Origin of the sequence: Pandoraea sp. NPDC090278, from assembly GCF_044772185.1 — a bacterium.
Lineage (GTDB): Bacteria > Pseudomonadota > Gammaproteobacteria > Burkholderiales > Burkholderiaceae > Pandoraea.
In genome coordinates, this window is record NZ_JBIVYJ010000001.1 from 893,372 (window position 1) to 908,238 (window position 14,867).

Annotated in this window: 11 protein-coding genes and 1 pseudogene; 5 read left to right on the forward strand and 7 right to left on the reverse strand. The window is 62.4% G+C overall.

All coding sequences use genetic code 11. From position 1 onward, the window contains the following. Window positions 1-71: 71 nt before the first annotated feature. From ACIQWO_RS03925 to ACIQWO_RS03935, 3 genes are all read left to right on the forward strand, one after another. The gene (locus tag ACIQWO_RS03925) at window positions 72-1,220 is read left to right on the forward strand and encodes a BMP family ABC transporter substrate-binding protein (RefSeq protein WP_402819413.1); all 1,149 of its coding nucleotides are present in this window, start codon (window positions 72-74) and stop codon (window positions 1,218-1,220) included. A 259-nt stretch (window positions 1,221-1,479) separates the two neighbouring features. Next, entirely contained in the window at window positions 1,480-3,075 is a 1,596-nt protein-coding gene (locus ACIQWO_RS03930) for an ABC-F family ATPase (protein ID WP_402819416.1), read from the forward strand. A 248-nt stretch (window positions 3,076-3,323) separates the two neighbouring features. Next, window positions 3,324-4,757: an aldehyde dehydrogenase family protein gene (locus tag ACIQWO_RS03935; protein WP_402819419.1), complete on the forward strand. Its 1,434-nt coding sequence runs from the start codon at window positions 3,324-3,326 to the stop codon at window positions 4,755-4,757. Here ACIQWO_RS03935 and ACIQWO_RS03940 read toward each other — a convergent pair. Then, window positions 4,738-4,953: a DUF1289 domain-containing protein gene (locus ACIQWO_RS03940; RefSeq protein WP_150662452.1), complete on the reverse strand. Its 216-nt coding sequence runs from the start codon at window positions 4,951-4,953 to the stop codon at window positions 4,738-4,740. The two genes, ACIQWO_RS03935 and ACIQWO_RS03940, sit on opposite strands and share 20 nt — an antisense overlap. A gap of 161 nt (window positions 4,954-5,114) precedes the next feature. On the opposite strand from ACIQWO_RS03940, the gene ACIQWO_RS03945 reads away from it, so the two are divergent. After that, window positions 5,115-5,537 carry an EamA family transporter gene (locus ACIQWO_RS03945; RefSeq protein ID WP_174989817.1) on the forward strand — a complete coding sequence of 141 codons (423 nt, stop codon included), beginning with the start codon at window positions 5,115-5,117 and terminating at the stop codon, window positions 5,535-5,537. Window positions 5,538-5,541: 4 nt separating this feature from the next. Here the strand turns inward: ACIQWO_RS03945 and ACIQWO_RS03950 are convergent. From ACIQWO_RS03950 to ACIQWO_RS03975, 6 genes and pseudogenes are all read right to left on the reverse strand, one after another. Beyond that, a pseudogene (locus tag ACIQWO_RS03950) lies at window positions 5,542-6,840 on the reverse strand (phospholipase A). Window positions 6,841-6,887: 47 nt separating this feature from the next. Next, a complete protein-coding gene (locus tag ACIQWO_RS03955; RefSeq protein WP_402819424.1) occupies window positions 6,888-8,564 on the reverse strand; it encodes a GGDEF domain-containing protein in 1,677 nt (558 codons plus the stop codon). A 24-nt stretch (window positions 8,565-8,588) separates the two neighbouring features. Then, a complete protein-coding gene (locus ACIQWO_RS03960; RefSeq protein ID WP_402819427.1) occupies window positions 8,589-9,923 on the reverse strand; it encodes a putative bifunctional diguanylate cyclase/phosphodiesterase in 1,335 nt (444 codons plus the stop codon). Next, window positions 9,920-10,063 (reverse strand): hypothetical protein, encoded by a 144-nt coding sequence (locus ACIQWO_RS03965; RefSeq protein ID WP_402819430.1) that lies wholly within the window; start codon window positions 10,061-10,063, stop codon window positions 9,920-9,922. The genes ACIQWO_RS03960 and ACIQWO_RS03965 overlap by 4 nt, the downstream gene beginning before the upstream one ends. A gap of 199 nt (window positions 10,064-10,262) precedes the next feature. After that, on the reverse strand, window positions 10,263-11,513 hold the full coding sequence (locus tag ACIQWO_RS03970) for an FAD/NAD(P)-binding oxidoreductase (protein ID WP_402819433.1): 1,251 nt from the start codon (window positions 11,511-11,513) through the stop codon (window positions 10,263-10,265). Window positions 11,514-11,821: 308 nt separating this feature from the next. Further along, a complete protein-coding gene (locus ACIQWO_RS03975; RefSeq protein ID WP_402819436.1) occupies window positions 11,822-12,304 on the reverse strand; it encodes a Cd(II)/Pb(II)-responsive transcriptional regulator in 483 nt (160 codons plus the stop codon). 68 nt (window positions 12,305-12,372) lie between these two features. On the opposite strand from ACIQWO_RS03975, the gene ACIQWO_RS03980 reads away from it, so the two are divergent. Further along, window positions 12,373-14,862, forward strand: a complete 2,490-nt coding sequence (locus ACIQWO_RS03980; RefSeq protein WP_402819439.1) for a heavy metal translocating P-type ATPase — start codon at window positions 12,373-12,375, stop codon at window positions 14,860-14,862. The last annotated feature ends 5 nt before the right edge of the window (window positions 14,863-14,867 follow it).

The following is a 14,867-nucleotide window of genomic DNA, read 5'->3' on the forward strand; positions in this document are numbered from 1 at the left end:
TTGGCGACAAGGTGCATGCAGTAAGCGACAAAAGCATTTCACTGAAACAATCGATGACGAGGAGAAAATCGATGCGACGTAAAGTCCTGATCACAATGGCAAGCCTGGCGGCCGCCATGCTGGTCTCCGCCTGCGGCAAGCAGGAGAACACGACCGCCAACGCCCCGGCGGCAGCGTCCGATGCGCAGGCATCCGCAGCATCGGCAGGCAAGGGCCCGATGGGTGTGGCGTTTGTCTACATCGGCAACCCGGGCGATGCAGGCTGGACCTTCGCGCATGAGCAGGGCGCGAAGGCCGTCGAAGCCAAGTACGGCGACAAGGTCACCGTGACCCGCGTGGAGAACGTGCCGGAAGGCGCGGACTCGGAGCGCGTGTTCCGCGATCTGGCGAACAAGGGCAACAAGCTGATCTTCGGCACGTCGTTCGGTTACATGGATTCGATGGTCAAGACGGCCGCCGACTTCCCCGACGTGACGTTCGAGCACGCCACCGGCTTCAAGTCGGCACCGAACCTGGGCACGTACGACGTGCGCACGTACGAAGGCGCGCATCTGGCGGGTGTCGTCGGCGGTTACACCACGAAGTCGAACGTGATCGGTTATGTGGCGTCGGTGCCGATTCCCGAGGTGATCCGCAATATCGATGCGTTCACCATCGCCGCACGCGAAGTCAATCCGAAGGTCAAGGTGAAGGTCGTCTGGATCAATAGCTGGTTCGATCCGGGCAAGGAGCGTCAGGCCGCGGAATCGCTGGTGGGTCAGGGTGCTGACGTGCTGATGCAGAACGTCGACTCGGCCGTGGTCATGCAAGTGGCCGAAGAGAAGAAGATCCACGCCTTTGGCTGGGATTCGGACATGAGCAAGTTCGGCCCGAACGCGCATCTGGCATCGGCCGCCATCGACTGGAGCAAGTACTACATCCGCACGGTCGACGAAGTCATGCAGGGCACGTGGAAGAACACGCCGGTCTGGGGTGGCATCAAGGAAGACGAAATCAACCTCGTCGCCATCAACGACAAGGCCGTGTCGGAAGCTGCCCGCAAGGCGGTGGCCGCGCGTCACGACGCGATTCGCGACGGCAAGTACGACCCGTTCACCGGCCCGCTCAAGGGGCAGGACGGCAAGGAAATCGTGCCCGCGGGCAAGACGCTCAACGACGACGAAAAGCACCAGATCAACTGGTTCGTGGAAGGCGTCGAGGGCTCGCTGCCGAAGCAGTAATGGTTTGCGCCGCTGCGTGCGGCAAGGCCAATGAAAGAACCGCCAGCCGAAGCTGGCGGTTTTTTTATGGATACTCGGAATTTATGCAATTTTCCGTCACGGGAATCCGTCGGCCCAGCCGTCGCCCGGCGCTCCCTGCTCAAGAAGCTTCACAAGGTGCGACGCCGTACACAGGGCGCGTGACACGCATCGGTGTTAAAATGTCAGGTTTCGTGGCGCAATTTCGTGCCGCCGCAACTTATCTCCCCGGATACCGCCTGTGCTGTCTACTGCCAATATCACGATGCAATTCGGCGCCAAGCCGCTCTTCGAGAACATCTCCGTCAAGTTTGGCGGGGGCAACCGCTATGGCCTGATCGGTGCCAACGGTTGCGGCAAATCGACGTTCATGAAGATCCTCGGCAGCGACCTTGAGCCGAGCGCCGGTAACGTCATGCTCGAACCGAACGTGCGTCTGGGTAAGCTCAAGCAGGATCAGTTCGCGTATGAAGACATGCGCGTGCTCGACGTCGTGATGATGGGCCACACCGAAATGTGGGCCGCCATGAGCGAGCGCGACGCGATCTACGCGAATCCGGAAGCGACCGACGACGACTACATGCACGCGGCCGAACTCGAAGCGAAGTTCGCCGAGTACGACGGCTACACCGCCGAAGCGCGTGCGGGCGAGCTGCTGCTGGGCGTGGGCATTCCGACGGATCAGCATCAGGGTCCGATGAGCAACGTCGCGCCGGGCTGGAAGCTGCGTGTGCTGCTGGCGCAGGCGCTGTTCTCGAATCCGGACGTGCTGCTGCTCGACGAACCGACCAACAACCTGGACATCAACACGATCCGCTGGCTGGAAGACGTGCTCAACGAGCGCAACTCCACCATGATCATCATTTCGCACGATCGCCACTTCCTGAACGCCGTGTGCACGCACATGGCCGACATGGACTACGGCACGCTGAAGATTTACCCGGGTAACTACGACGACTACATGCTGGCGTCGGCACAGGCCCGTGAGCGTCAGATGGCGGCGAACACCAAGGCGAAGGAACGCATCACCGACCTGCAAGACTTCGTGCGCCGCTTCTCGGCGAACAAGTCGAAGGCACGTCAGGCAACGAGCCGTCTCAAGCAGATCGACAAGATCAAGGTGGAAGACATCAAGCCGTCGTCGCGTCAGAACCCGTTCATCCGTTTCGAATTCGAGAAGAAGCTGCACAACCTCGCGTTTGAATTCGATGGCATTTCGAAAGCCTACGACCGCCAGATTTTCAAGAACTTCACCGGCGCAGTGCGCGCGGGCGAACGTGTTGCGATCATCGGTGAGAACGGTGCCGGTAAAACCACGCTGCTGCGTAGCCTGATGGCCGATCTGCCGGTCGACGGCGGCAACGTGAAGTGGGCGGAAAACGCGAACATCGGTTATTTCCCGCAGGATACGTCCGAAGCATTCCCGGATGACCAGACGCTCACCGACTGGATGACGCAGTGGGGCAAGGAAGGCGACGACGATCAGGTGATCCGTGGCTCGCTCGGCCGTCTGCTGTTCGGTGGCGACGACGTGGGCAAGTCGGTGCGCGTGCTGTCCGGTGGTGAAAAGGGCCGCATGATCTGGGGCAAGCTGATGCTGGGCCGCCACAACGTCATGATGATGGACGAGCCGACCAACCACATGGACATGGAATCGATCGAATCGCTTCAGATCGCGCTCGACAAGTATCCGGGCACGCTGATTTTCGTGTCGCATGACCGCGAGTTCGTGTCGGGTCTGGCCACGCGCATCATCGAAGTGAAGAACGACGGCACGCTGGTCGATTACGCTGGCACTTACGAAGAGTACCTGGCCAGCCAGGGCGTGGAAGTCTGACGTTCGCCGACGTCCGCTGACGTTCGGCAACTCAGTCGCTCGGTTGTATCAGGAGCAGGGCGCTTGCATCACAGGCGCCCTGTTTGCGTTTACGGCGCGCTGCGGGATCGGCGGTGTCGTCCGATAGTGCTATCGGAATGTGTGAAGTCAGCGATCGGAACAGACCGATTTCCTTGTGAGGGTGAAGGATACGACGGCGGGCGGACTACAATGACCCTTCGTTGCTCAACGCCAGCAGGAGGCAATGCATGAAGACGTACGACAAGTTTTTCATCGACGGACAGTGGGTGACGCCGCTCGGGCGTGGCACGCTGGACGTCTTCCATTCCGCCGACGCGAAGCTCATGGGGCGCATTCCCGAGGGGGCATCCGACGACACGGAAGCTGCGATTGCCGCTGCTCGCAAGGCGCGCGACGCATGGGCGGCCACACCGGCTGCCGAGCGCGCGGGTTATCTGCGCAAGATTGCGGCGGGCCTGAAGGCGCGCACCGACGAGCTGGCGCAAGTCATGACGGGCGAGACGGGTATGCCGATCAAGCTCGTGCGCGCTATTCAGGTCGGCGGTCCCGTGTATCACTGGAATAAGTACGCCGAACTGGCCGAATCGTTCGAGTTCGAGGCACGCGTCGGCAATTCACTGGTGGTGCGTGAACCGGTCGGTGTTGTGGGTGCGATCACGCCGTGGAACTACCCGCTGAACCAGATCACGCTCAAGGTCGCGCCTGCGCTGGCAGCTGGTTGCACGGTGGTGTTAAAACCATCGGAAGTGGCCCCCTTCAACGCTTTCATTCTGGCCGAAGTGATCGAAGAGGCCGGGCTGCCGCCGGGTGTGTTCAATCTGGTGACGGGGCTTGGGCCGGTCGTTGGCGAAGTGCTGGCAGGGCATGCGGACGTCGACATGGTGTCGTTCACCGGATCGACCCGCGCGGGCAAACGCGTGTCGGAGGTGGCGTCGCAAACCGTCAAGCGTGTCGCGCTGGAGTTGGGTGGGAAGTCGGCCTCGGTGGTGCTCGACGATGCGGACCTCGCCGCAGCAGTTAAAGGCACGCTCAACGCCTGCTACCTCAATTCAGGGCAGACATGTTCTGCGCACACGCGCATGCTTGTGCCAGCGTCGCGCTATGACGAGGTTAAGGCACTGGCGAAAGAGGCGGTGGCACGTTTTACGCTGGGCGATCCGCGTGAGGAAACGACGCGTCTCGGGCCGCTTGCATCGTCTGCGCAACGCGAGCGTGTGCAGACGTACATCCGCAAGGGTTTGTCGGAAGGCGCGGAGTTGATCGCAGGCGGGGACACGGTACCCGAGGGTTTCGAGGCAGGCTTCTTCGTCCAACCGACGGTGCTGGGGCGCGTGACGCCGGACGCCACGGTGGCGCAGGAAGAGATCTTCGGCCCGGTGCTGTCGATCATTACCTATCAGGACGAAGCCGACGCAGTGCGTATCGCCAACGATTCGATCTACGGGTTGGGCGGTGGCGTGTGGTCAGGCGACGAGGCGCGTGCGGTACGTGTGGCGCGTCAGATTCGCACTGGACAGGTCGACATCAACGGCGGGGAGTTCAATGTGCAGGCCCCGTTCGGTGGATTCAAGCAATCGGGGCACGGGCGGGAGAACGGCGTGTACGGCTTCGAGGAGTTCCTGGAGTACAAGTCGCTTCAGTTCAAGTCTGCGAAGTCGTAGAACTGCTGTCGCAAAAGCGCATCCCCGTGCCTTCGCGGGTGATGCGCTCCCACACCGCTGCCTTCTCCTCCTCGGTGAAAAACACCCAGTTGGAGACTTCGTAGGCGGTGCGGCCGCAACCTTTGCAGACGTCGTCGAAAAGTGTCGAGCAAACGCCAATGCAAGGGCTGTCGGGGCGGTCGTGCAGTTCGGACATAAGGGAGAATTCGGCCAAGAATGGCGGGGGTGACACAAGATGTTGCCATTATCGCATCGATGGCCGGGGCGGTTTTGATTCCCCTACGGGTGGGGGCGGACGGTGGACATTTGCGTCCGTTTCAGGTTGGCGAGGGTATTCATTGATGGGTGACGATCGTTATGCTGCGTAGCTGGCAACTCTTTGCGCTCGGTTCAGCGTTTTTCGCTGCACTGACGGCGATATTCGGCAAACTCGGGGTGGCGCAGGTCAACTCGAACATGGCCACGTTGATTCGTACCGTCATCATTTTCGGGGTGACGCTGGCCATCGTCGGCATGCGCGGGGAGTGGCAAAAGCCCACAAGCCTGAGCGCCAACACGTGGGTCTTCCTCGTCCTCTCGGGGGTCGCCACGGGGCTGTCGTGGCTCTGTTACTTCCGGGCGTTGCAACTGGGGCCGGTGTCGGGTGTCGCGCCGCTCGACAAGCTCAGCGTGGCGATGGCGATGCTGATCGGGTGGGTGGTGCTCGGTGAGCCGTTTTCGCTTAAGGAGGCACTCGGCGGCGCGTTGATCGTCGCCGGTGCCCTCGTGCTGGTGTTGTGACGCCTCACCAGCGGAACACGCTGTAACCAATCCGCACCTGCGACGGCGAGTGACGGTTGTAGTCGAGCATGTCCTCGCCGTAGCCTGTGAAGTAACCGAGCCAGATGTAGCCGCCGGTGCCCGGAATCAGCTTGCCGAGCGGATAGGTGACCTGCACGTCCACACTGCCGTAATTGCGCTTCATGCCCTTGCGAAGCGTTGCACCGATCTGCCAGCCATTGGGCTTGCCCCACAACACGAGCAGGTCCATGTAGCCGCGATAGTCCTGAATATCGGGGTTGTCCTTCTTCTCTAGATAGGCATAGAGCTTCGGCGCGATCGTCCAGTGATACTCCGACGGATTGCCGAACGTGAGGATCGGTTTGACGAAGACAGTGTTAATGCTGCGCGAGTCGTCGCCTGCTTTGCCGTTGGACTCGTGTTCGATACCGGCGGCGATACCGAGCGACGAGAACCAGCCAGCACGCACGCCCGTGTCGGGAACGTACTAGAAGAAGCTCGGACGGTAATTCGAGTCACGGAACGGCGCGGACTCGGCTTCCAGATCCCAAATCGACAACTGGGTGTAGCCGAAGTACAGATTGTCGAGGAAGGACTTCGACGAGGGGTTGTCGGGCTTCAGGATGTGGAACTTGAAGCTGAGCTGAAAGCGCGCGTTGGCGTCGCCGTTCTTGCCGAACCCGATGTACATCGGCTCGTTCGACGAAATACGGGCGAACTCGGTGTCGGCCGTCGGGGCAATGGCCTCGGATGATGTGGCGGCGGGTGCCGCCGCCAGTGCGCCCGACGCGGGTGCTACCGTGCCATTCCCTGCGCCCGAGGTCGCGCCACTTTCATTCGAGATCGGCGCAGCGGCGACCATCGGTTCGGCAGGCGCGGCGCGATCCAGCACCACGGTCGTGATCGAGGCGTCCCAGTCGACCGGCTCGATGCGGACGGAGCCGCGTAACTCTTTCGGCAGGACTGCTGAATAAGAGACGCGACGGAACTGTCCGTTGGACAGGGTGAGCTGGGCGGGGACGATGGCTGCCCGCTTCAGATGCAGCAGCGTCGGCTTGAAGTCGTCGTTAGAGATGCGAACGACGATTTCCTCCGGCAACTGGATCGTTTTGCTGCCTGGCGAATCCTGTGTGGCCAACAGCATGAGCTGCAATGGCGCGCCGCCTGTGAGGGCGCGTGGCGGTTGCAGTAGCGAGAGATCCGCATGTGCGGCGCTACTCAGGGCCAGGCAGAGGGCGGCTGCGCCGACCTGAATGGCGCGAAGCGGCGATGGGGCGAATGTGGCGAGATTCGTCTTGAGCATCGGTCCGGTCTGAGTTGGCGACTTCAGGCCGGGATGCCTGAAGCCGGTTAAGAACCGCCTCGGGTGAGTACCCGGAGGTCGGATTCGCGGGCGCAGCCATCGCGTCCGCGAGATTTGGCAAGGTACAGCGCTGCGTCGGCACGTTGTAGCCAGGCGTTGTCGTCGTCACCCGTGTGCCATTGGGCAACACCGGCACTTATCGTGAACTGAAGCGTTCGTCCGTCGACGTTGATGCGCGATTCGCGAACGGCTTCACGCAGGCGTTCAGCGGCGTCGAACGCCCGTGCCTCGGTGGCGCCACTCAGGATAATAGCGAATTCTTCGCCCCCCAAACGACCGCAGATGTCATCTTCGCGTAACGATTCGTGACAAAGCCGGACAAAGGTGGCCAATACCGTGTCGCCCAGCGCATGTCCCCAGGTGTCGTTGATCTGCTTGAAATGGTCCAGGTCGACGAGGATGACACTCGTCGGCACGTCCGCCGAATCCGCTTGCACGACTTCGGCACGCAGGCGCTTGAGGAAGTGTCCGCGCGAGAGCGCACCGGTCAGTGCATCGTACTTCACCTCGTGTTCAAGGGCTGCATTTTTCGCCAGCGTGTCCGTCAACTGGAGCTTTTCGCGGCGCAGGTAGCGCACGAGCAGATAGAGCGCGCCCGCCGAGCTGAGCAGCAACGCGAACACCAGCGAGGCATAGCGTCGTCGTTCGATCGAGAGGCTGCCGAGCGTTGGTGCTTCGCTCATGGTGTAAATCACCATGTCGCCGTCGGACGACGGTTCGACATCCAACAAATACGGCTGATTGTCAGGGCGCACGCGAACCAGCCGCGCAGTGTGTTTGGTGTCTTCGTCGTCCGGCCCCATTTGCAGGAAGTTGGGGGTGCCGGGTGCAAGATCGTAGTTTTCGATGGGGACGACGGTGAAGTCTTCTTGCAAATACAGGTGGCGGCGCTCTGGGCGCGTGAGATTGAACACCGCCGCACCCGGCACCGCGAGCCCGGTGAAGGTCGGGTCGTTGGCGAGCACGATCACGCCGTTCTTGTCCGTGATGAACGACGCGCCGCTGTCGACCCAGTGCGACAACCTGCGAATGCCGAGCTTGACGACAACGACACCGACCAGAATGCCCTCGTGATAGACCGGCGCGGTGAAGTACATGCCGGGCATCCCGGTCTTGCGGCCGGTGACGTATTGCTGCCCCGCGCCGCCCAGCACCGCTGTGTTGAAGTAGTTGCGGTCGCCGTAGCGGTCGCCGATCAGCGGGTTCGTCGTATTGAAATCGCTGGCCGCAATGGTGATGCCGTCGGGCGTGCCTAACCAGACGAGATCCGCGCCGAAGTAAAGCTGAGCGGAACGTAGCAGCTCATTGACGGGCTTCAGGACAGGATTTGCCAGCAGCATCTGGCGTGCCTTGTCCTGCGGAACATCTGTCAGAGGATGCGTGGCAATCGTGTTGGCTGCGGACTGAATCTGCTCGATCTGCGCGAGGACCTGCGGGATGCCGCGAATGAGCATCAGGTCCTGATTGACCGTATGAACGGTGCCGTGAGCCAGTCGCGTGGCGATGCTGCGCTCCTCGTAAAGCAGGCGCGCGGCGCGGTTCGCCACGAGTTGGTCGGCAGCGAAGCGCGCCAGACCCCAGGCGATAAGGACACACAGCAGGACGACGATGCCGCACAGAAAGGCGGTAGCGGCATGTCGACGGGAAAGAGGAGCGTTGACCAACGGCAAAGGCGGTTGCTGGCGCGTTTACAGGCGCCCGTGCCACTCTCGAATGAACGTTTCGATGTGCCCGGGCGGTAAGGGACGCGTGCAATGATACCCCTGCCACGCGTGACAGCCCAGCGATGCAAGCGCATCGCGTTGCGCACTGGTCTCCACGCCTTCGGCCACCGTTTCGATTTCGAGCTTGCGGGCGATGGCGATGATCGCGCGGATCAGTTCGGTGTCGTAGCCGCCGAGCAGTACCCCGGCCACGAACTGGTAGTCGATCTTGACGGTGCCGAACGGCCAGCGCTTGAGCCGTACGAAGCTCGAATAGCCGGTGCCGAAATCGTCGAGCGACAAACGCACGCCCATCGCGACGAGTTCGTTCATCAGCGTCGCGGCTTCGTCGAGATGCGAGATCAGCGACGACTCGGTGATTTCGATCTCCAGTTTGTCCGGCGGCACGCGGTGGTGTTTGAGGGCGTAGCGAACCGTCTCCAGCGTCTGCACACGCATTTGCTGAGCGGAGAGATTCACGGCCACGCGAGGGTACTCTTCGCCGTCCGTATGCCACTTGTCGAGCTGACGGCAGGCTTCGTGCAGTGTCCAGTCGCCAATGGGACCGATGACGTCGCAACGTTCGGCCGCCGGGATGAACTCGCCCGGCATGATGAGTTCGTCATCCCGTTGCCAGCGGATCAGGGCTTCGAGGCCCGTCAGCCGATGCGTGCGCATGTCGATCTGCGGCTGATAGTGCAGACGGAATTCCGAGTCCGACAGCGCGCGTCCGATGGCGCTGCGCCAGTAATGCTCGTTGCCTGCGTCGTCCGGCGGGGCAATACCCTCGGTCGGCGCAGCCGGAGCTTCGGTGACGAGAAAGCGCGACGCGCTCTCGCGAATGGCCTGATCGGCGACGTCTGACGTATGTTCAAGCAGGGTGGCCGGCCACACGGGCACCTGCGGAAGATGCGTGATGCCCGCCGAGACAATCGGATAGAGCAGCCCGTTACCGCAGGGCACCGGCGATTCGCCAGCCCGAATGAAGCGGCGTGTGATCTGAACGGCGGCCTCGCGGCTGCTCAGGTCGCGTAGCAGAATTGCTACCTGCTGGTCTGAAACACGGCCGATGAGGTCGCGGCGTCGAATGCGCGAGCCGATGCGAAATGCCACCGTCGCGAGCAGATCCGCGTCGGAGATGGCTTGTTGACTGGACGCCGTACGCTGGCCCCGGCCCACATGCAGCACGACCAGCGCGCTGTGACTATTAGGCGGACTCGGGGTCCTCAGCTCAAGACTGAGGGCGCGCAAAAGCCGCTGGCGATCCAGCAGCAAATCGGCGAGGACGACTTGCCGTCGCAGCGCGTTCGTATCGTTCATCTCTGCAGGCAGGCAAACATCGCCTGAACGGTTGAGCGATTGTCACCGGCGCGTTCAATGCTGGCGAGGCCATCCAGCAGGAAAAGCCCACGCGTCGAACAGGTCGTGCCGCCAGAAAACCCTTGAATCATGTTCTGCATAAGACGCGTAAATGTGTCGGCCGTCGTGCGAGGGCGAATCGTGCGCACCGGCCGGTGCGCCGTTTTCCTTCGCGTTGCGGCAGACCGCGCGCAAGGCGTGGCCCGACTAGAAGCTCGTTCCCGATCGCGAGACCGGGTCCTTTGACCTTTAACGGCACCCAAGTTTGAAAATTGAGTGCGGGTTTCACCTACGGTCAGCTCAGCGTGGGCGCGCCATCCATTCGCGGCCCCGAAGCATGAAGTCCCAATAAACCTTTGGCAGCACGTATTTCTTCAGGACCCATGCAAAGCGGTTCGCGTGCGTACCGTCGATGGGGAATGTAGGGAGAAGTTTCCCGCCATAGCCGAATTCCGCGAGCACAATCTTGCCGTGCTCCACGGTGAGCGGACAAGCGCCGTACCCGTCGTAATGCAGCGAAAGGGGACGGCCGTCCATCGAAGCGAGCAAGTTTTCGGCGACGACAACGGCCTGCTTGCGCGCTGCGGCGGCGGTTTTGGCGTTGGGCGCAGAAATCGCGTCGCCGAGACCGAAGACGTTGGCGTAACGCGCGTGGCGCAGCGTCGCGGGGTCGACTTCACACCAACCGGCGGCATCAGCCAGCGGGCTCGCGCGTAACACGTCCGGTGCACTTTGCGGCGGCACTACGTGCAGTAGATCGAAGGGCTTGTCGACGAACTGCGATTGCCCGTCCGCATCGAAAATCTCGAAACGCGCCACACGGCGCTCGCCATCCACCGCACGCAGATGCGAGAGGTGATTGAGCGAGATCCGATATCGCTGGACGTACTCCATCAGCGCCGGGATGTAGTCTTTGACGCCGAACAGGGCGGGGGCCACGAGATGAAACTCGATCTTCGTCTTGTCCAGCAGACCGCGTTGACGCCACGTATCGGCTGAGAGATACATGGCTTTTTGCGGGGCGCCCGCGCACTTGATCGGCATCGGCGGCTGCGTGAACAGAGCATTGCCGCCCTTGAATTCGCGAACCAGCGACCACGTGTACGGGGCGAGATCGAAGCGGTAATTGGAGGTCACGCCATTGCGGCCGAGCGTTTCGCTCAAGCCGTCGATGGCCTCCCAATTCAGTTGCAGCCCGGGGGCCACAATGAGGAAGCGATAGCCGAGGCGACGTCCGTCCGAGAGCAGCACTTGCTGGCGTTCCGGCGCGAAAGCCGTGACCGCGGCCTGGATCCAGTTCACGCCTTCGGGAATCACGCTCGACATGGAGCGTGCCGTGCGAGCAGCGTCGAATTCACCGGCACCGACGAGCGTCCAGGCGGGCTGATAGTAGTGGGTGTCAGCCGGATCTACGATCGTGATCGAGAGCGTCGGACGGCGACGGCGCAGGCTTGCTGCGACTGAAATGCCAGCCGCCCCCGCACCCATGATGACGATGTCGGCGTTGCTCTCCGTCGCGGGTGCTGGCGTCGCGGATACATCGCTGGACATAAGGTCTCCGACAAGTGATCAAAAATTAAAACGGATTACGACATATCGATGCGTATCCCGAGCGTCACGTCACACGCCGTGTAAGGCGGTGACGAAGCGTGCGGGACATTCTACGTTCACTTGCCCCTAATTTCGCGGGAAACAGGCCGATTTCTCACAATTTTTACGTTTTGATCAAATGTGAAACGTTCAGGGCGTGTGTCGACGCGGGCATCACGTTTGTGATGCCCGGGAACGCTTGTGTAACGTGCGGAATCGGTTTGCGTCGCGGGTCATGCGACGCGCAATGAAATGAGAACGTTTGCCGCTTATGCGTGCGCGTGACCGTGCTTGTGGTCGTGCTCGCAAGCGACTTCGATGGGCTCGGTCTCGTTGTGGCAAGCGCAGGCTTCGCCCTGTGCGCCTTGCATGAGTGCGCGCAAGATACCGCAGTCGCTCGTCTCATGGCGGCTGCGGCATTGCGCTTGCAGATGCAGAAGCTGTTGCTCCAACGCCTGCAATTCGTGGATGCGCGCGTGCACGCGCGCCAGATGTGCCTCGATCAGTTGGTTGGCGTCTTCACACGTCACGTGGGTGTCGTGCGCCAGTTCGCCGAGTCGTTTGGCGTCGGCGAGCGGCATGTCGAGCGAACGGCAGTGACGGATGAAGCGTAGGGCTTCCAGGTGTTCGTCGCCGTAGGTGCGATAACCCGCGTCGGTTCGCGGCGGCGGTGGCAGCAGGCCTGCACGCTCGTAATAGCGGATGGTTTCGACATCGGTGCCCGCCGCCCGGGCCAGTTCTCCGATTTTCATGCTTGACTCCGTAGTCACTACAGGGTTTTGAATGAAGGGTAACACGAATCAGGTAACCAGGAGTTCACATGTCCAACCCTTCGGAATCGGCCCGTCTGGCGGGCCTGACGACCGCGGCGACGACGGATCGGGAGTTGCCCGGCCATGGAAATGGTCCAGCACACGGGCATGATCACGAGACCTGTCACGGGCATTCGCATGAGCACACGCCGCCGTCACAGGCGCATCGGCATGACCACGATCACGGCCATCGTCACGACGGTCATGCTCACGACCACGACCACGACCACGACCACGACCACGACCACGACCACGGCAGCCACGGTGCAACCGCCGCGCATACGCATGACGAAGCGTCGTGCTGTGCCGGCGGCGAGAGTTTTGCGCCGTCGGCACCGGCCCCCACGACGGATGCCCCGCAGGCACGCTTCCGCATCGATCAGATGGACTGTCCGACGGAGGAGCGCCTGATTCGAGATCAGCTTGAGCGTCGTCCCGGCGTCGAGACGTTGTATTTCAACCTGCTCAAGCGTGAATTGACCGTCGTTTTCGACAAGCGCGCGTCGGCGTCCGACGTCGACCGTGAGCGCGATGCCGTGGCGGAAACGCTGCGCAAACTGGGGATGACGCCGGTGCCGCTTTCCGGCGAGAACGCAGGTGCAGTTGCACCGCCGCCCGCCCAGCGGACAAGCGACGCCGTCCGGCTCGTGGCAGGTGGTGTGCTGGCTGCCGCGAGTGAAGTCGCGGTCTGGTCCGGCGTGCCTGAGCACAGCCCGTGGGTGGGTGCGATAGTTGTCGCAGCCATCCTCGCGTGCGGCTTGCCGACGCTCAAGAAGGGCTGGATTGCGCTGCGGCACTTCACACTGAACATCCACTTCCTGATGTCGCTTGCCGTGATCGGCGCGATGTTCATCGGTCAGTGGCCCGAAGCGGCCATGGTGATCGTGCTGTTTGCGTTGTCCGAAAAGCTTGAGGCGGCATCGCTGACCCGGGCGCGTCGCGCCGTCGAGGCGTTGATGCGTCTCGCGCCGGATCAGGCGTCGGTGCAGCAGGTCGACGGCACCTGGGCGGATGTCCCTGCTGCAACGCTTGCTGTGGGGGCACGGGTACGGGCGCGTCCGGGCGAGCGCATTGCCATCGACGGCGTGATCGAGGAGGGTGCGTCGGCACTGAATCAGGCGTCGATTACCGGTGAGAGCGTGCCCGTCGACAAGACGGTTGGCGACGACGTCTACGCGGGCAGCATCAACGAAAGCGGTCTGATCGTGTATCGCACGACGGTCGCCCCTGGCGATACGACGCTCGCGCGCATCGTGCGCATTGTTGAGACGGCACAGCAACAACGCTCGCCGACACAACGCTTCGTCGACAAGTTCTCACGCATTTACACGCCGGTTGTGGTGCTTTGTGCGCTGTTGGTCGCGATCGTGCCGCCGCTGGCGTTCGGGCTGGCCTGGTCGCCGTGGATCTACAAGGCGCTCGTGATGCTGGTCATCGCATGCCCCTGCGCGCTGGTGATTTCCACGCCGGTCACCGTCGTGAGCGGGCTGACAGCCGCCGCGCGCGCCGGGATTCTGATCAAGGGCGGGGCGTTTCTGGAGAGTGGACGCCTGATCCGTGCGGTCGCGCTCGACAAGACAGGCACGCTCACGCGTGGCGAACCGCGTCTGACCGATGTCGTGCCGTTGCGCGGCACGTCTCGCGACGACGCCCTGACGCTCGCCGCCGCACTGGACACCCAGACGACTCACCCGATTGCGCGCGCTGTCGTCGACGGTCACGCGCAGGCGGGGCTTGGGGCGTTGCCGTCCGTGACTGATTTCGAGGCGCTGGTGGGCATGGGGGTGAAGGGGCGCGTCGGCGAAACGCTTTACTACCTCGGCAACCATCGTCTGATCGAATCGCTGGGCGTGTGCAACGCCCAGGTGGAAGCCGAACTGACGCGTCTCGAGGCGCAGGCGCGTACCGCTATTGTGTTGGCGAGCGAAACGCAGGCGCTGGCGGTACTGGCCGTGGCCGATACGCTGCGTGAGGAAAGCCGAGAGGCCATTGCCCAGTTGACGAAAATGGGGGTGCGCACCGTCATGCTGACGGGCGACAACCGGGCCACCGCTCAGGTCATCGGCGAGCAATCCGGCGTGAGCGATGTGCGTGCCGAGATGCTGCCGGAAGACAAGTGGCAAGCCGTGTCGTCGCTGCGTGAAAAGTACGGACACGTAGGGATGGTGGGCGATGGCATCAACGATGCGCCCGCGCTGGCGGCGGCCGACGTTGGCTTCGCGATGGGTGTGACGGGCACGGACAGCGCGCTCGAGACCGCCGATGTCACGTTGATGGACGACGACTTGCGCAAATTGCCAGCGTTTCTGGCGCTTTCGCAACGCTCGGCGACGGTGCTCAAGCAAAACATCGCTGTCGCCCTCGCGATCAAGGCGGTGTTTTTTGCCCTCGCGGTGATGGGGCTGGCGTCGCTGTGGATGGCTGTATTTGCGGATGTGGGTGCGAGCCTGCTGGTGATCGCCAACGGCATGCGCCTGCTTCGCACCAAGGTCGTCTGATTCGC